Here is a 16,601-nt window from a genome sequence, read left to right on the forward strand (position 1 = left end):
CAGCAACGCCCCCGCCGACGCGGCGATCGCCCGGGTCGACGGGCTGCCCGGCGTGCTGGTCGCGCTCGATCCCGACCGCGACGTCGTGGAGGCGGCCATACATCGCAGCCAGCGCATCGGGCTCGGCATCGGCGTGGCGGGCGCGTTGCTGGCCGCCCTGCTCGGCTGGTTCCTGGCCGGGTTCGCCGCGCGCCCGTTGCGTCGTCTCGCCGACGCCACCCACCGCATCGACACGTTGGAGAAACTGCCGCCGCTGTCCGGCCGCGGCGCGCGGGAGGCCGAGGAACTCTCCGACGCGATCACCCGCATGCTCGCGCGGCTGGAAGCCGCCCACCGCGCGACCCAACGGGCGCTGACCGGCGCACGCGACTTCGCCGCGGTCTGCGCGCACGAGTTGCGCACGCCGCTCACCGCGCTGCGCACCGACCTGCAAGTACTTGCCACCAAAGAGATTCCCGAACAGCAGCGCGGCGTGATCCTGTCCGAGATCCTGTTCGCCGAGCGGCAGATCGAGAACACGCTGACCGATCTGGAACGCCTCGCGGTCGGCGAACTCACCGAACCGGACGTCTTCGAGCCGTTCGACCTCTGCGACACCCTCGACCGCGCGGTGCACGACGCGCGGCGCGGGCACCCCGGGGTGCGGGTCGAACTCGCCGAATGCCCACCGATCACGGTGACCGGTCTACCGGGCGGCGTCATGCTCATCGTCACGAATGCCGTCGCCAACGCCGTGCAACACGGCAAGGCCGGAACCGTCACCGTCAGCGCACGATCCGGCCCGGAGCACATCGTGGAGATCTGCGTGGACGACGACGGTCGCGGCGTCCCCGAGGCGTTGCGCGGCGACGCCTTCGACCGCTTCGTCAAGGGCCCCGGTTCCCCCGGCTCGGGCCTCGGCCTGGCCTTGGTCCGTCAGCAAGCCGAATTGCATTCCGGCACTGCCGAACTCGACGAGAGCCCGATGGGCGGCGCCCGCCTGCGCGTACGGCTGCGCGCGGCGGGCTAGCCGCCTACTTCTTGTCCTTCGGCTTGTCCGAAGCGGCGTCGGAGGACAGCGCGGCCACGAAGGCTTCCTGCGGGACGTCGACGCGGCCGATCGTCTTCATCCGCTTCTTGCCTTCCTTCTGCTTCTCCAGCAGCTTGCGCTTGCGGCTGATGTCACCGCCGTAGCACTTGGCCAGCACGTCCTTGCGGATGGCGCGGATGTTCTCGCGGGCGATGATCTTCGACCCGATCGCGGCCTGGATGGGCACCTCGAACTGCTGGCGGGGGATCAGCTCGCGCAGCTTGGTGGTCATCTTGTGGCCGTAGGCCTGGGCGGCGTCGCGGTGCACGATCGCGCTGAACGCGTCGACCGCCTCGCCCTGCAGCAGGATGTCCACCTTCACCAGCTGCGATTCCTGCTCGCCCGCCTCCTCGTAGTCGAGGCTCGCGTAACCGCGGGTGCGTGACTTCAGCGAGTCGAAGAAGTCGAAGATGATCTCCGCCATCGGCATGGTGTAGCGCAGCTCGACGCGGGTCTCGGACAGGTAGTCCATGCCGCCGAGCTCGCCGCGGCGGGACTGGCACAGCTCCATGATCGAGCCGATGAACTCGCTCGGCGCGATGATGGTGCACTTCACCACCGGCTCGTAGACATTGCGAACCTTGCCTTCGGGCCAGTACGAGGGATTGGTGACGACGTGCTCGGCGCCGTCCTCCATCTCCACCCGGTACACCACGTTCGGGGCCGTCGAGATGAGGTCGAGGTCGAACTCGCGCTGCAGGCGTTCGCGCGTGATCTCCATGTGCAGCAGGCCCAGGAAGCCGCAGCGGAAGCCGAACCCGAGCGCGACCGAGGTCTCCGGCGTGTAGGTCAGGGCGGCGTCGTTGAGCTGCAATTTCTCCAACGCGTCGCGCAGGTCGGGATAGTCGGAGCCGTCCACCGGATACAGGCCGGAGTACACCATCGGCCGCGGCTCGCGATAGCCGGTGAGCGGTTCGGTCGCGCCGCCGCGCGCGCCGGTCACCGTGTCGCCGACTTTGGATTGGCGCACGTCCTTCACGCCGGTGATCAGGTAGCCGACCTCGCCGACGCCGAGCCCCTGGGTCGGTTTCGGCTCGGGCGAGACGATGCCGATCTCCAGCAGCTCGTGGGTGGCGCCGGTGGACATCATCTTGATCTTCTCGCGCGGGGTCAGTTTGCCGTCCACCACACGGACGTAGGTGACCACGCCGCGGTAGGTGTCGTAGACCGAGTCGAAGATCATCGCGCGGGCGGGCGCGTCCGCCTCGCCGACCGGCGGCGGAACTTGGGCGATCACCTGATCGAGCAGATCGGCCACGCCCTCGCCCGTCTTGCCGGAGACGCGCAGCACGTCCGACGGATCGCAGCCGACGATGTGCGCCAGCTCGGCGGCGTAGCGCTCCGGGTCCGCGGCGGGCAGGTCGATCTTGTTCAGCACCGGGATGATTGTCAGATCCTTCTCCAGCGCCAGGTACAGGTTGGCCAGCGTCTGCGCCTCGATGCCCTGCGCGGCGTCGACCAGCAGGATCGCGCCCTCGCACGCCTCCAGGGCGCGCGACACCTCGTAGGTGAAGTCGACGTGGCCGGGTGTGTCGATGAGGTGCAGCACGAAATCGGTGCCCGCGTGCTCCCCCGTCCGGGGCGTCCAGGGCAGCCGCACGTTCTGGGCCTTGATGGTGATGCCGCGCTCGCGCTCGATATCCATCCGGTCCAGATACTGCGCACGCATCTGCCGCTCTTCGACCACACCGGTCAGTTGCAGCATCCGGTCGGCCAGCGTCGACTTGCCGTGGTCGATGTGCGCGATGATGCAGAAGTTCCGGATCCGGGCGGGATCGGTGAACGTCGTGTCGGCGAAGCTGGCGGGCACTCCACTCCTCATGGGTATCGGCAAACTGCCGTCTATCGTCCCATGGTGCTCTGCCAGTTTTTGCAGCGCCTTCGGCGCTGCGTGTTCGCGGCTCCCTCATGGCTCGCGCCCGAGCGGGCGAGACTCGCGACTACGTCGCATGCGCTTCGCCCACTCGGACACGAGCCGGGCCGCGAACGGTGCTCGTAAGACTCGCACCCTGGCGGGTCGAGAGTGTGGTTGAGGCGTACGCCGACTCCATAGCCTCCTCGGAGACGAATGGCCCCCGCGACACAACGGTTCCCACGCGGGTGAGAAGCGGCGGGTGCGCCGTTATTCTCCTGGGATGGCCCGAAGTTGGAACACCCTCGGCAAGCAGATCGGTCTCATCGCTAAGCAACAGGGGCCCAAGATCGTCAAGCAGCAGGGTCCCCGGCTGGTCGACCGGCTGGTGGGGTCGCTGGCCCAGCGGCGTACAGCCGCGGGCGTCACGGTGCGGCCCGCCGCGTCGACGCCGGTCCCGACCGCCGAGCGGGCGCGGCAGATCGTCTACTCGCCGCAACTGGACGGCCGTGCCGATCCCGGGGAGATCGTCTGGACCTGGGTGCCGTTCGAAGAGGATCCGAGCAACGGCAAGGACCGGCCGGTGCTGGTGGTGGGCCGGGACCGTCGCACGCTGCTGGGGCTGATGTTGTCGTCGAACCCGGAACGCGCCTACGACCGCAACTGGGTCGGCATCGGCAGCGGGTCCTGGGACCACGACAACCGCCCCAGCTGGGTGCGGCTCGATCGGGTGCTCGACGTGCCGGAGGCGGGCATCCGCCGCGAGGGCGCGATCCTGCCCCGCAAGACCTTCGATCTGGTCGCCCACCGGCTCTGCGCCGAATACGCCTGGCACTGAGGCGGGCCATGTCACGCGTGCTCGGGCCGACCAAGATCGCCATGCTGATCACCGACGTCGGTTTCCTGCTCTACTGGGCGATCGCGTTCGCCCAGGTGATTCCGCCCGAATGGGCGTACAAGGATTACACCGACCCGATCCTCAGCGACTGGAACTACTCGTTCGTCGTACTCGACCTTGCCGCGAGCGCCACCGGCTTGGCGAGCCTGTGCCGCGCGCCCGGTTGGCGCACCCTGATGACCGTCTCGCTGACCCTGACCAGCGTGGCGGGGCTGCAAGCCATCGCGTTCTGGACACTGCGCGGCGATTTCAGTCCGCTGTGGTGGGTGCCCAACCTCTTCCTGCTGCTTTTCCCGGTCCCGGCGCTGGCCGCCTTGGTGTGCACCGCACCGCAGGAGCGCAGCGCGAGCTGACCGCCCGGCCACAGTGATCGGCCCCCGCCGAGTGACCGGGGCCCAACGCCTTCGTCAGGAGATCATTTCGCGGGAACGGCCGAACAGCAGGCCGTACAGCAGCGCGCCGAGTGCGCCGCCGATCAGCGGGAACACGATGAACGCCCAGACCTGCCCCATCGCGCCGTCCTGGTAGGGCGCCACGGCGAGGCTGCGTGCCGGGTTCACCGAGGCGTAGTCCACCGGAATCGCCACCAGGTTGATCACCGCCAGCGTGGCGCCGATGGACAGACCGGCCAGCGGCACGTCGGAGAGCTGGTCGGTGGAGGACAGCACGACGAAGACCAGCAGCGCCGTGAGCATCACCTCGACGATGATCGTGGCGGCGATGCCGAACCCGTTCTGCACCACCACCTCGCCCAGCGGCCCCCGAATCGCCGAGGGACTGTGCTTGCCCCACCCGTTCGCGGCGAGGCCGTCGACCGACCGGTCGTACGACGGCAGGTTCTTGGCCAGCGCGAACAACACGAGACCGGCGAGGAGCCCGCCGATCAGCTGCGAGATCACATACCCCGCCGCGGACACGCCGCTGATCCGGCCGAGCAGCAGATGCCCCACGGTCACCGCCGGGTTCACGTGGCAGCCCGAAATCGGCCCGATCGAATAGACGAGAAACATCAGCGACAGGCCGAAGGCGAGCGCGATACCCAGCGGACCGACCTTCTCCCCCGCCAGCACCGCGGTGCCGACACCGCCGATCACCAGGACGAAGGTGCCGAGCGCCTCCGCGCCCCATTTCTTGCTCTCGGGAACCGGTTTGTTCTCGAGAGCCTCTTCGACTACTTCCTGGGCCGTTGGAGACATCTGTCCACCTTCCGCGTTCCAGACATGTACTCGGACGAGTCGTGGTACCGCTTCGGCAACGCCAGCCGCTCGAAAGCAACGGTTGCTAGGAGGACGCTACGCGAGTCGTGTGATCTCTACAACGACTTCGGGGCCGGTCGAGCCGCCGCCCGAGAAGAGGCTCTTCAGCGGCGGCATATCGCGTAGCGACGGCCCAGCCGCCGGACACGTGCTGGTCGGTGCCTGCGGTGTGCCGACCGGGCCGTGAGCCCGACCACGCGCCGGTCCACGCCTCGACGCGGGCGTACTCTCGCCCGGAGACCGTCGTGCCGATCCCCGCAGCCGGATCGCGGCGGAACTCGCCGGTCGCCAGGGAAGCCCAGCGCGGTCCGTGTCCGGCATCGACCGGGCCGGGTCCGGTGTCGGATTTCGCGTGCCGAACGGTGACTGGTAACCTCGATCTTCGGCGCTGCGTTACCCGTTCCATTCGGGTATGTCGCGCGCTCGACGAACTTTCCCAGGACAGACCTACCAGACAGGAACACGAGGAACCGGCGTGGCCAACATCAAGTCCCAGCTGAAGCGGATCCGCACCAACGAGGAAGCGCGCAAGCGCAACCAGTCGGTCAAGTCCGCGCTGCGCACCGCCATCCGCAGCTTCCGCGAGGCCGCTGCCGCCGGTGACAAGGAAGCCGCCGCCGCGCGCCTGCAGTTCGCCAGCCGGAAGCTGGACAAGGCTGCCTCGAAGGGCGTCATCCACGCCAACCAGGCCGCCAACAAGAAGTCGGCCCTGTCGCTGGCTTACAACAAGCTCTGATTCACCCGGTACCGCGTGCCGGTACCGCACTCGTGGTGTGACGCAGCCGTCGTGGCCTCGATGACCACGGCGGCTTTTGTCGTGCCCGGACAGCAACCTGGTTCCCACGCCGTTTCAGCTGCTGTTTCGAGATTCGGCCCGCGCCGTGTCGGAGGTTCCAGCTACCATTCCGCGCATGGTAACCGTGTATGCCAATCAGACGGTCGTTCGCGCCGAGGATCTGCCGGACGTGATCCGCGCGGCCGAGGTGCTCGGATTCGGACTGAGGATCGAGAATGTGCTGGTTCCCGACGACGACGGCGGTTACTCGTTGGAGTGGATCGTCACGCGGGACGAGGACGTGCCCGCCTACGAGGAGTGGGAAGGCCGCTACGAAGACGCGGACGACGACGGCGAGCTGGTTCTGACCTCCACGGAATAGTTCCCGTCACCGCGTATCCAGGTCGGCGGTGAGCCGGTCGAGCGCCGTCTGGGAGTCCGCGTCGGCGGCGCGGTAGATGACGATCCGCTGGTCGGGATCCTGCACGGGCATGAGCACCTCGTAGCTGACGACCAGCGGACCCACCACCGGATGCCGCAGCGGCTTGTTCCCCCGTCCCTGCACGCGGACGTCGTGGCGGGCCCATGCCTGCTCGAATTCCGCGCTGTAGGCGGTGAACTCGGCGATCAGGTCGGCCAGCGCCCGGTCCTCCGGATGCGCGGCCCATGCCGCGCGCAGATCCGCGATGCCCTCCCGGATGATGCGTTCCCGCTCGACATAGAAATCTCGCATGCCCGGGTCGAGCAGGCACAACCACATGGAGTTGCGCTGCCGCTCCGGCAGCGCGCCGAAGTCCGTGATCAACGCCGCCATCTCCCGATTCCAGGCCAGGATGTCGTAGCGGTGGTTGACCAGCATCGCGGGCAGCGGGGACAGATCGCGCACCAGCATGGCCAGTGCGGGCGCGGGCACCGTGCTCGGCTTGCCGCTGTCCGGCTGCCGCTGTCGCGCGAGATCGAACAGGTAGGCGCGCTCGTCGTCGTTCAAGCACAAGGCCCGCGCCAGCGCGTTCAGCACGTCCACCGACGGCCGCAGGCCCCGCCCCTGCTCCAGCCGCACGATGTAGTCGGTGCTCACGCCGGCCAGTTCGGCCACCTCTTCCCGGCGCAGCCCCGGCGTCCGGCGCGCCTGCTTGCGCAGCGGCAAGCCGAGATCCGCCGGGGTCAGCCGCTCCCGGCGAGCCCGCAAGAAGGCGGCCATCTCCTGCACTCGATCCGCGCCGCTGCCGGACCCCGCGTGCGTGCGCGGACTCCCACCGCTGGACCCGAGGTCGCGGCGCTGGGTCGAATCAGCACCGCTCCCGGGTCCGCCGTGGTTGCGCGGGCCGCCGCTGCCAGGCCTCGGATCGCGGCGCTGGGCCGACTCCGCGCCGCTCCCGGGTCCGGCGTGGTCACGCGGGCTGCCGCCACCGGAGGTGAGGTCGCGGCGCTGTGTGGGGTGCACGGTGCTCATCACCGTCGATCCTACGGCTGCCTAGGACTGGCTTTCCCAGGATGAAGCTTCCCTTACTGGTCCTCGCGCGGCGCTGAAGACTGGCTTCCGGCAACGAGACATCGCGAAAACACAAGGAGCTGGACATGTCCGGAGCTCGCACCCTCGACACCTACCGGCTGCTCGGCCGCTCGGGCCTTCGGGTGTCACCCCTGTCCCTGGGAACCATGACCTTCGGCGCCGATTGGGGCTGGGGCGCGGACCGGGACGAGGCCCGCAAGATCTTCGACACCTATGTCGAGCGCGGCGGCAACTTCATCGATACGGCCAACCAGTACACCAACGGCACCTCCGAGCAACTGCTCGGCGAATTCACCGCGGACAACCGCGAAAGCTTGGTGCTGGCCACCAAATACACCATGCTGCGCCGTCCGGGTGACCCGAATTCCGGTGGCAACCACCGCAAGAGCATGGTCGGCTCGGTGGAGGCCAGCCTGCGCAGGCTGAACACCGACTACATCGACCTGCTCTACCTGCACGCCTGGGATTTCCTGACCCCCGTCGAGGAGATCCTGCGCGGTATGGACGATCTGGTGCGCTCGGGCAAAGTGCTCTACGTCGGCATCTCCGACGCGCCTGCCTGGCAGATCGCACGGATGCAGACCATCGCGGACCTGCGCGGCTGGTCGCCGCTGATCGCGCTGCAGATCGAATACAGCCTGATCGAGCGGACCGTCGAGCGCGACCTCATCCCGATGGCGCGCGAACTGGGCCTCGGTGTGATTCCGTGGTCACCGCTGGCCAGCGGTGTGCTCACCGGCAAGTACAGCCGCGCCGACCTCGACCACCAGGCGGACGGTTCGCCCGAAGGCAGCCGCAAGAACGTGGCCGCCGCCAACGGCTCGCTCACCGAACGCGGCCTCGCCATCGCCGACGTCGTGAAGCAGGTCGCCGAGGAGATCGGCAGGACGCCCTCGCAGGTCGCGCTGGCCTGGACGCTGCGCGAGCCCGGAGTCACCTCGCCGATCATCGGCGCGCGCACGGCGGCGCAACTGGAGGACAACCTCGGCGCCCTCGACGTGGAGTTCGACGCCACCCAGCTCGCCAGGCTGGAACAGGCCAGTGCGGTGGATCTCGGGTTCCCGCACGAATTCCTCAACCGCTCGATGACCCAGAGCGTCACCTTCGGTGACCTGAAGATAGAAGGGCGCGTCTGAGCATCGATCCGATGCGGCGGTGCGAAGCGAGACCCGCACCGCCGCATCGGATCGCACGTGATCGGCGGCGCGGCCGGTCTCCGGCGAGCTGGCGTCCGCCGCGCACGGGGTACTTGCCGGGTTGGGTGGGGACCAGCCCCGCATGGCGTTGACCCAGCGGGAACCAGGGCCGAGGCTGAACGCGTCTGACCATCGAAGGATCTCAGCACTCGGGACCGACCCGGCAGGCAGAAGTGTGTGCCCCCAGCGAACGGATTGGAACGGGTCGAGCGGGCCCGGATCAGCTCGCGCCGTGCAGATCGAGGATTCGGGTAAGGGCAAGTTCCAGCGCGTAGCCCGCGTCGGCCGCGCCGCCTTTCACGTCGGCGTTGAGGGTCGCGACCACCTGGAGGGCGGAGCCGATGGTCGCGGGGGTCCAGTTGCGGGCCTGGGCTTGGGCTTTCTTCACCTTCCACGGCGGCATGCCGAGCTGCTGGGCCAGCTTGAACGGGTCGCCGCGCCCGGCCGAACCGACGCGCGCGATGGTGTGTACCGAGTCGGCGAGCGCGTCGGCGAGCAGGACATGCGGAACGCCGCGGTCGTTCGCCCAGCGCAGCGCCTCCATCGCACCGGGTCGATCCCCGGCCACCGCGAGCTCGGCCACGTCGAACCCGGAGACCTCGGCCTTGCCCGAGTAGTAGCGGCGCACGGCCGCGACATCGATCTTCCCTCCGGTGTCCGCGGCCAGCTGCCCGCACGCCGCGGCCAGCTCACGCAGGTCCGAGCCCACCGCTTCCAGCACCACTTGGACGACCTCGCCGGACACCCGCACTCCGGCGTCGCGGAACTCACCGCGCACGAACTCGACGCGCTCGGCGGCCTTGGTCAATTTGGCGCAGTCGTGGGTGACGGCACCGGCCTTCTGCAGCGCGGGCGCGAGCGCTTTGGCCCGCCCGCCACCGGAGTGCACAACGACCAGCAACACACCCTCGGGCGGGCTCTGCGATGCCTCGGTGATCACCGCGACCGCGTCCTTACCCGCCTCGGCCGCCGCCTCGAGGATGATCACCCGGTCCTCGGCGAACAACGAGGGGCTCAGCAGTTCGGCCAGCTCCGCGGTACTCGCGTCCCCCGCGCGCAGACGATCGACCGGCACCGCGGCGGGGTCCGGAGCCAACGCCCTCACCTGCGCGGTGAGCGCGCCCAGCGCCCGCTCGATCAGCAGTTCCTCTTCCCCGAGCACCAAATGCACGGGCGCAGGCCGCTCGCTCACGACGGCGCCTCCTCGTCGCCGGAGGGCGTCGTGCTCGATGGCTCTGCCGCCTTACTCCATTCGCCGCGCTCGTCCACAGCCCGATCCTACGGTCCATGACCGACACCTCACCCCGGCCAGGGGTAGTCGCGCCACGCGTGATCCCCAGTCATCGCGAACTCGTCATACGCAAGTGCCCGCCTCCGGCCGAGATCACGATGTCGCCTTCCTGATCCGTGCGTACCACCGTCGCGCCGAGGGCCGACAAATCCGCGAGGACCGCGGGAGCGGGATGCCCGAAGGTGTTGTCCGCGCCGACGCTCACCAGCACCAGACGCGGACGCACCGCGTCGAGGAATTCCTTTGTGGTGGTACGTGATCCGTGATGCGGAAGTTTGAGGATCTCCGCCTGGATGGGAATCCCGGCGTGCATCAGAGCCCGCTGCGCGGTGGCCTCGATGTCCCCGGTGAGCAGGATCCTGCCCGCGGGCGTGCGAGCGGTGACGACCACCGAACGGTCGTTGGCGCCGTCGGTTTCCGCGCCCCGGGCCGGTCGCGCACCATTCCTGGCCGGCGCGAGCACCTCCAGTTCGATCGACCCGAAACTCAGAACATGTCCGGCCGACAATTCCAGCAGCGGCACTCCCGCGCTCTTGGCGATGACCGCGACCTGCGTGAGCCCGGAGGCAGGGGCATGCGCGTCACCCGACGGACGCGCCTGGCTCCGCATCCCGTATCCGACCGGCCGACAATCGATTTGCGCGTGTCCCAGCACGGGAGCGGCGCGATCGTGGCTGCCCGGCAACCGGCTTCGCGCACCTCGTCGGCCGAACGAAACGATTCGGTCTTTCCGGGCATGACCTTTCGCGAACCCGCTGAGCCGGTGCACCTCCGTGTCCGGTGCGGTGGCGGTCACGGAAGCGCACCCGAGCCCCGCTTCGGGCGTCGACCGATCTTGTGCGGGTGGCGCGAGCACATCGAGCTCGTGGACGCCGACGGCGATCGCGTCGACCGTGCGGCCGTGCAGCGCGCCGGCGAGCCCGTCGATGTGATCCGCGTGCGGATGGGTGAGGATCAGCAGCGGGATGCGCGAGACGCGCAAACGATCCAGGCAGGTCCGGATCGGGCGCGGATCCGGCCCGACATCGATGACCACGGCGGCGCCGGGACCGACCGACAACGCGAGGCCATCACCTTGGCCGACGTCGCACGCCGCGAGTACCCAGCCGGGCGGCGGCCAGCCGGGGTGCCAGAGCCGCACCGGGACCAGGACCACCGCGACGCCGACCACGACCGCGGCGGCGATCCGCCGCACAGGGCGAACACGCAATGCCGCGATCAGGCCCACCACGACGGCACTCGCGATCAGGCCTCCCGCCGGGCCACCCGGGACCGCGACGGACGCGCCGGGCAGCGCGGCCGCGTGGCGGGCCACCCACAACAGCCACCACAGCGGCGGTGTCGCGCAGCGCAGCGCCAAGTCGGCCAGAGGCGACCACAGGCTCGACAGCGCGGCACCGGCTGCCCCCGCGACGGTGATCGGCGCGACGACCGGGGCGACCAGCACGTTCGCGAGGACGGCGACCAGGCTGAGCTGTCCGGTGAGCGCGATCATGATCGGCGTCGTGACCACGAACGCCCCGGCGGACACGGCCACTGTCTCGGCGGGCACCCGCCACCATCCCCTGGCGCGCAACCAGTCGGCCCAGCTCGGCGCCAACAGGATCAGGCCACCCGTCGCGACGACCGACAACGCGAACCCCGCGTCGACGGCGAGCCCTGGCCAAAGGGCTAGCAACGCGATGATCGCGGCGCACAACGCGGGCAGCGCCTGTTTACGACGGCCGGTGAGCACGGCGAGCAGGGTGATCGCGCCCATCGCACCGGCGCGCAGCACGCTCGGGTCCGGCCGAGCGACGACGATGAACATCAGCAGCGCCACGGCGGCGACGGCCGTAGCACCGCGCGGACCGAGCGTCAGCAGGCGTACGACGAGCAACACCACCGAGAGCAAGATGGTGAAATTCGCGCCGCTGACCACTGTCAGGTGTTGCAGCCCAGCGATCTTGAAATCCTCGCGCACCTGTTCGGGCAACGCCGCGGTATCGCCGACGACCAACGCCGGCAGCAGCCCTGCGGCGTCGGCAGGCAGGGCTCGCGTCGCTGCCGCCGCGAAGTCGGCGCGCACCGTATCGGCGGCGCGCTGCCACCACGGCAGGGGTCCGGCGGCAGTGGGCGCGCCCTGCGCGTGCAGCGTGACGACGGTGAGGTCGGATCGGCGCGGCATTTCCACCCTGGCCCGGAACTCGACCGGCGCGCCCGGCGACAAGTCACCCCACTCCGGACCGGAAGCCAGGACGACCACCGCGCCACCGGCGCGTACCGTCACCCCGCCGCGTCGGTACTCGCGCAGATCCGCCCGGACCACCCATTGACGATCCGCGCCGGAGACCTTGGCACGCAGCGGTTTCGGATCGTCTGTCGGAATGACCACCACACGCACCGACTGCCCGGTCGAAGCCCGCAGCGGATGGGTCGCCACGCGATGTTCCCGCCATGCCGCCGCGGCCGCGAATCCCGCGCCGAGCACCACAGCGGCTAGGGCAACCACTGCCACCGCTCGTCGGCGTTCGCCGCGGTGCGCGGTCACCCACAACACCAATACCCACAACCCGATGGCCGAGACCGTCAACGCGATCGCCAGCGCGAGCCCGGCCCGCCACCCTGCCGCCACCGCCACGATGGTCGCAACCCAGCAGCACAAAGCGGCGGGCAGCAGGCGAGCGTCGAGTGCCTGAACGACGCCGGGCTCCTCCGACGCGTCGCCCTCCCCCGAACCTCGAACGGCTCCGGCGCGCGTGCGGGCCATGGACGATTCCGGTTCGGCACCCAGCTTCCGGCGAACCAGTTCGAGCAACCCGGCGGCGTTCATACCCGCACCAGATCACGCAGCCGCGCCAAGCGGGCGGGGCCGATGCCGTCGACTTCACCGAGCTGCTCGACCGTGCTGAAGCGACCGTTGGTGGTACGCCAGCTGACGATCGCGCGTGCAGTGATTGGCCCGACACCGGGGAGAGCATCCAGTTCGGCTTCGGAGGCCGTGTTGAGGTCGATCCGGCCCGCCGGGCTCGACGGACGGCTCGGCGCGGCGGCGGACCCGGTGGATGGGCGTCCGCCTGCGCCGATCGTGCCGCTGCCCTGCTGCGCCGGGCCCGAGCTCGGCGCGGCCGGACCGACCTGCACTTGATCGCCATCCGACAGCCGCTGCGCCAGATTCAGGCCGGTGGTGTCCGCGCCTTCACTCGGGCCGCCCGCCGCGGCGAGCGCGTCGGCGACACGCGAACCTTCGGGGAGACGAACCAAACCGCTGCGGTGGACCAGGCCGACCACGCTGACGACCAATTCCGTCGTCGGCGGGCCGGGTTCGACTGCCCGCGGTGGCGCTCCGGCCGCGCTCGTGGTGGGAGCACTGGTTGTCGCCAAGGCGACGCTCTGTCCGATCGGCAATGGCGGCACCGTGTGAGCGATCGGGCGCTCGCGGAACACGACCACCCCGGCGAAGACCATCGCGGCAAGGCCGACAAGCGCGAGCGTACGGACCCCGTGACGCCCCGGATCGAGCCGCAGACCCCGGAACCGTTCGGGCACGAGGCGGTGCAGCCGATTCGCGCCGGGCGCCGGATCCTCCAGCCAGCCGGGCGACCGAACTCGGCCGACATCGTCTTCGGACTCCCGGTCGGGCGCGGGGTGGCCGGGCAGCCGCACGAGATCCCATTTCCCCGCGGCATCAGGGCGGCTCGCGGGCCGGGTCCCACCGGCTTGCGCGGCATCATCGGAGTGGTTTCTCACGGGTGCCGACCGGCGGTCGCTTTCGTCATCCTCGGATTCGGCGGGGCGGGCATCCACCACCTTCCCGACATCGGGTATGGGCTGCGTCTCCCCAGCTGTGGGACCGAGGCGGACGACAGGCGGCGTCCGGCCCGTCTGCCACCCGAGACCCACTGGGCGCGAGGCATTTTCGTCCGAAGTCGATGGGCGTGCGACCGTGCTCGATCGACCCCGGTATGGGGCGGCCGCCGCGGCCCTGGCGGTGCGGCTCGGACGATCCGGCTGCGCCGTTTCCCCCACGGGCACGCTGCGCGCAGACCGCGCCGTCTCCCATCCGGACGGTCCGTGCTCCGCATCGGGCCCGGCCTTCCCGGTGCCGACGCCGGCCGTCATGCTCGCGCCGACCCTGGCGGTCAGCTCGCCCAATCGCCGCCGTACCCGCTCGCGTTCGTCCTGTCGTGACATGGCCGCGACGGTAATGCGGGCAGGCGCCGGAAAGACCTGTCCGACCAGCGGATTCGACGAACCTGTTGACAACCGCGGCCCTGTGCACAACTCGCCGTGGAACAGGGGCGGCTATGCCGGAACGCGCTCGTGGCTCTGTGCCGCCTCAGCCCAGATCCTTGGCGAAGCAGTTCGACAGGGGCAGCACTTCGTACGGCGAGAAGATCGGAATTCGGTGGTAACCGCTGCGTTCGTAGAAGCGGACGGCCTCCGGTTGCAGGTGACCGGTTTGCAGGATCAGCCGGGGGCGTCCGGCCGCTCGGGCGGCATCCTCGGCGGCGGTGAGCAAGAGCGCCGCCGCGCCAGAGCCGCGATGCGCGGGGCGGACGAACATCCGCTTGACCTCGAGTTCCTCCCCGTTCCACCGCAGCGCGGCGTGACCGACCGGACCATCGGAGTACGCCACGAAAGTGCTGTGCACAGTGGCGGAATCCACGGCGTTCGGGTTCGTGGGCAGTCGCCTGGCCAAATGCGCGTAGCGCGGCCCGACCTCGGCCGCCATCTCCGCGCGCAACATCACCGCGTCCGGATGGTCCCAGTCGACGGCGGTCACGATGAGTGGAGGACGGACCGGCGGCTTCGCGGAACTCATGCTCCGACGCTAGCCGTACGCCGGGGGACGCGCTCGCATTCGGATCACCGAGATCGTTGTCCGCCCGAAGACCCGCACACGCTCAGCGACACCCGCCGGGGACGACGAGCACGCCGAGCGCCCCCAACCCGAGATGCACCGCCAGCGCGGGCCCGAACTCGGCGACGATGAGTTCTTCGAGGCCGGGAACGAGTTCCCGCAACTGGCCCGCGATGGTCTGTGCGGCGTCCTCGGCGCCCAGATGCTGCACGGCCATCGCGGCGCCGTCCTCGCCCGCCGCGTCGACTGCCGCGGCGACGAGTTTCGCGTACGCCTTGGAGCGCGTCCTGACCTTCTCCCGCAGCTCCAGCCGTCCCTCGACGATCTGCAGCAGCGGCTTGGTGACCAGCTCGCTGCCGAAGAACGTCGCCGCCGCCGACAGCCTGCCGCCGCGCCGCAATTGCTCGGTGCGATTGACCAGGATGAACGTGCGGGCGCGCGCGGCGGCCGCCACCGCCGCGTCGTACACCACGTCCAGCGGCGCCCCCGACTCGGCACGCCGGGCGGCGGCCAGCACGGGCAGACCGGTGGCCAACCCGGCTCCGAGCGAGTCGACCAGCCGGACGCGGTCGGCGGCGTCCATGTCGCGCACGGCCTGCCGACCGGCCTCCCATGTGCCCGACAGCCGCCGGGAAAGGTGCACCGCGACAACGCCGTCACCGCCGCTGCGCTCCAAGGCCCGCTCGTACACCTCCCGCAGCTCGCCGGGCGAGGCGGCCGAAGTGGTCACGGTGTCGGAGGCATAGTCGATCTCGACCGGGTCGACGCCTTCCCGCATCGCCCGGTCACCGACCAGGACGTGCAGCGGGACGACGGCGATATCCAGCTCGTCGAGATGTTCGGCAGGGAGGCTGGCGGACGAATCGGTGACGACCACGACTGCCACGGACTACCGAACCTCCTGCAGGGTCTTGACCATCGCGTTGGCCACCGCCGTGTGACCGTTCCAGCCCCAGTGGATACCGTCCGGATTCGCCTCGCCGGAGAAAATGTTGTCGCGCACGGCTTCCCCTAGGTCGACCAGCGGCACCGAAGTCCGGTTCGACCACGAGCGCAGCGCCTCGACCGCCCGTGGCCGACCGGAGTGCACGCGGCCGTAGGCCGCGCAGTTGTGCACCGAGGGCAGCACCGCGACGACCGGCAGGTCAGGGCGCAACTGCGCCAGCGCCGTGCGGCACTGTTCCAGATAGTCGACACTCACCTTCGGCGGAAGCGCCACGGGCCTGCCGAGTTTCGACAGCTTGGGCTGCAGCCAGTTGTAAGTGGCGCGGACGACCCGGCGCAGCGCGGGCGGGCGCACATAGCGGATCAGTTCGCGCAGCGCGGTGGGCAGCGGCGAGGGCAGCGTGTCCATGCCGCCGACGGCGAAGACCACCGCACCGGCGCGCGGCACCGCCGCCCACACCCGAGGATCGCCGATCAGGGCCCAATAGGCGTCGCGGCAGGTCCAGCCGATCCGGGCGACCAATTCGACGTCCCAATCCAGTTCGGCGGCAACGAGGTTCGGCCAGATACGCGGATGGTCGGCAGGCAGTCCGCCCTTGGGCCCGAAGTAGGACAGGGAGTCGGCGATCACCAGCAGCACCGGGCGCCCGGCTTCGCGCGTTTCGGCGGGTTCGTCGGCGCCCGCGGACTCCGGAGCGACAGCGGCGAACTCGGCCGCAGCGAGTTCGGCTTCCCCTGTCACAGCGGATCCGGTCGTCGCGGAGTCGATCACGGCGTCTGTCGGCGCGGGCGATGCGGAGATCGCGTCGGCCGCGGACCGGTCCGTCACCGCGACCGGTTCACTGAGTGCTCCGGCGAAACCATCCGCCCACGCGGCAACCGATTCCCCGACCGCGTCCGCCGCCGGGACAACCGGCTCCCCGAACGCTTCCGCGGACCCGTCCGCCGCCGGGACAACCGGCT

15 protein-coding genes are annotated in these 16,601 nt (G+C 69.9%); 6 read left to right on the forward strand and 9 right to left on the reverse strand.

Features of this window, described 5'->3' with window-relative positions:
- Nucleotides 1-1,009, forward strand: a 1,009-nt coding sequence (locus ACWEH3_RS15220) for a sensor histidine kinase (protein WP_452358335.1), incomplete at its 5' end; no start/stop codon positions are given.
- A gap of 4 nt (nt 1,010-1,013) precedes the next feature.
- Here ACWEH3_RS15220 and lepA read toward each other — a convergent pair.
- Complete coding sequence (gene lepA, locus ACWEH3_RS15225) at nt 1,014-2,891, reverse strand: translation elongation factor 4 (protein ID WP_397073234.1); 1,878 nt, start codon at nt 2,889-2,891, stop codon at nt 1,014-1,016.
- Nucleotides 2,892-3,204: 313 nt separating this feature from the next.
- Here lepA and ACWEH3_RS15230 point away from each other — a divergent pair, with 313 nt between their 5' ends.
- Together ACWEH3_RS15230 and ACWEH3_RS15235 are read left to right on the forward strand one after the other, a co-directional pair.
- Complete coding sequence (locus ACWEH3_RS15230; RefSeq protein ID WP_450018675.1) at nt 3,205-3,759, forward strand: type II toxin-antitoxin system PemK/MazF family toxin; 555 nt, start codon at nt 3,205-3,207, stop codon at nt 3,757-3,759.
- 8 nt (nt 3,760-3,767) lie between these two features.
- On the forward strand, nt 3,768-4,172 hold the full coding sequence (locus ACWEH3_RS15235) for a DUF5360 family protein (protein ID WP_450018677.1): 405 nt from the start codon (nt 3,768-3,770) through the stop codon (nt 4,170-4,172).
- 54 nt (nt 4,173-4,226) lie between these two features.
- On the opposite strand, the gene ACWEH3_RS15240 is transcribed toward ACWEH3_RS15235, so the two are convergent.
- Nucleotides 4,227-5,015: an aquaporin gene (locus ACWEH3_RS15240; protein ID WP_450018679.1), complete on the reverse strand. Its 789-nt coding sequence runs from the start codon at nt 5,013-5,015 to the stop codon at nt 4,227-4,229.
- A 535-nt stretch (nt 5,016-5,550) separates the two neighbouring features.
- Here ACWEH3_RS15240 and rpsT point away from each other — a divergent pair.
- On the forward strand, nt 5,551-5,811 hold the full coding sequence (gene rpsT, locus ACWEH3_RS15245) for a 30S ribosomal protein S20 (protein WP_355072365.1): 261 nt from the start codon (nt 5,551-5,553) through the stop codon (nt 5,809-5,811).
- 175 nt (nt 5,812-5,986) lie between these two features.
- Complete coding sequence (locus tag ACWEH3_RS15250) at nt 5,987-6,232, forward strand: hypothetical protein (RefSeq protein ID WP_450018681.1); 246 nt, start codon at nt 5,987-5,989, stop codon at nt 6,230-6,232.
- Nucleotides 6,233-6,238: 6 nt separating this feature from the next.
- Here ACWEH3_RS15250 and ACWEH3_RS15255 read toward each other — a convergent pair whose 3' ends face one another.
- Complete coding sequence (locus ACWEH3_RS15255; RefSeq protein ID WP_450018683.1) at nt 6,239-7,303, reverse strand: MmyB family transcriptional regulator; 1,065 nt, start codon at nt 7,301-7,303, stop codon at nt 6,239-6,241.
- Between the two features lie 125 nt (nt 7,304-7,428).
- On the opposite strand from ACWEH3_RS15255, the gene ACWEH3_RS15260 reads away from it, so the two are divergent.
- Complete coding sequence (locus ACWEH3_RS15260) at nt 7,429-8,499, forward strand: aldo/keto reductase (RefSeq protein ID WP_450018685.1); 1,071 nt, start codon at nt 7,429-7,431, stop codon at nt 8,497-8,499.
- A gap of 280 nt (nt 8,500-8,779) precedes the next feature.
- On the opposite strand, the gene holA is transcribed toward ACWEH3_RS15260, so the two are convergent.
- From holA to octT, 6 genes are all read right to left on the reverse strand, one after another.
- Complete coding sequence (gene holA, locus ACWEH3_RS15265; RefSeq protein WP_450018687.1) at nt 8,780-9,751, reverse strand: DNA polymerase III subunit delta; 972 nt, start codon at nt 9,749-9,751, stop codon at nt 8,780-8,782.
- Between the two features lie 148 nt (nt 9,752-9,899).
- The gene (locus ACWEH3_RS15270; RefSeq protein ID WP_450018689.1) at nt 9,900-12,662 is read right to left on the reverse strand and encodes a ComEC/Rec2 family competence protein; all 2,763 of its coding nucleotides are present in this window, start codon (nt 12,660-12,662) and stop codon (nt 9,900-9,902) included.
- The gene (locus ACWEH3_RS15275) at nt 12,659-13,579 is read right to left on the reverse strand and encodes a helix-hairpin-helix domain-containing protein (protein WP_450018691.1); all 921 of its coding nucleotides are present in this window, start codon (nt 13,577-13,579) and stop codon (nt 12,659-12,661) included. Before ACWEH3_RS15275 ends, ACWEH3_RS15270 begins: the two co-directional genes overlap by 4 nt.
- 589 nt (nt 13,580-14,168) lie before the next feature.
- Nucleotides 14,169-14,654: a GNAT family N-acetyltransferase gene (locus ACWEH3_RS15280; protein ID WP_450018693.1), complete on the reverse strand. Its 486-nt coding sequence runs from the start codon at nt 14,652-14,654 to the stop codon at nt 14,169-14,171.
- Between the two features lie 82 nt (nt 14,655-14,736).
- Nucleotides 14,737-15,579: a DegV family protein gene (locus ACWEH3_RS15285; RefSeq protein WP_450018695.1), complete on the reverse strand. Its 843-nt coding sequence runs from the start codon at nt 15,577-15,579 to the stop codon at nt 14,737-14,739.
- Between the two features lie 3 nt (nt 15,580-15,582).
- A complete protein-coding gene (octT, locus tag ACWEH3_RS15290; RefSeq protein WP_450018721.1) occupies nt 15,583-16,278 on the reverse strand; it encodes a diglucosylglycerate octanoyltransferase in 696 nt (231 codons plus the stop codon).
- Between the last annotated feature and the right edge of the window lie 323 nt (nt 16,279-16,601).

The organism is Nocardia sp. NPDC004718, from assembly GCF_053601535.1.

Bases quoted from the DNA above. Each gene is read 5' to 3' on its own strand.
- lepA (WP_397073234.1), bottom strand. From the start codon at position 2,891: ATGAGGAGTGGAGTGCCCGCCAGCTTCGCCGACACGACGTTCACCGAT.
- ACWEH3_RS15235 (WP_450018677.1), top strand. From the start codon at position 3,768: ATGTCACGCGTGCTCGGGCCGACCAAGATCGCCATGCTGATCACCGAC.
- ACWEH3_RS15230 (WP_450018675.1), top strand. From the start codon at position 3,205: ATGGCCCGAAGTTGGAACACCCTCGGCAAGCAGATCGGTCTCATCGCT.
- ACWEH3_RS15250 (WP_450018681.1), top strand. From the start codon at position 5,987: ATGGTAACCGTGTATGCCAATCAGACGGTCGTTCGCGCCGAGGATCTG.
- ACWEH3_RS15280 (WP_450018693.1), bottom strand. From the start codon at position 14,654: ATGAGTTCCGCGAAGCCGCCGGTCCGTCCTCCACTCATCGTGACCGCC.
- ACWEH3_RS15255 (WP_450018683.1), bottom strand. From the start codon at position 7,303: ATGAGCACCGTGCACCCCACACAGCGCCGCGACCTCACCTCCGGTGGC.
- ACWEH3_RS15260 (WP_450018685.1), top strand. From the start codon at position 7,429: ATGTCCGGAGCTCGCACCCTCGACACCTACCGGCTGCTCGGCCGCTCG.
- ACWEH3_RS15270 (WP_450018689.1), bottom strand. From the start codon at position 12,662: ATGAACGCCGCCGGGTTGCTCGAACTGGTTCGCCGGAAGCTGGGTGCC.
- ACWEH3_RS15240 (WP_450018679.1), bottom strand. From the start codon at position 5,015: ATGTCTCCAACGGCCCAGGAAGTAGTCGAAGAGGCTCTCGAGAACAAA.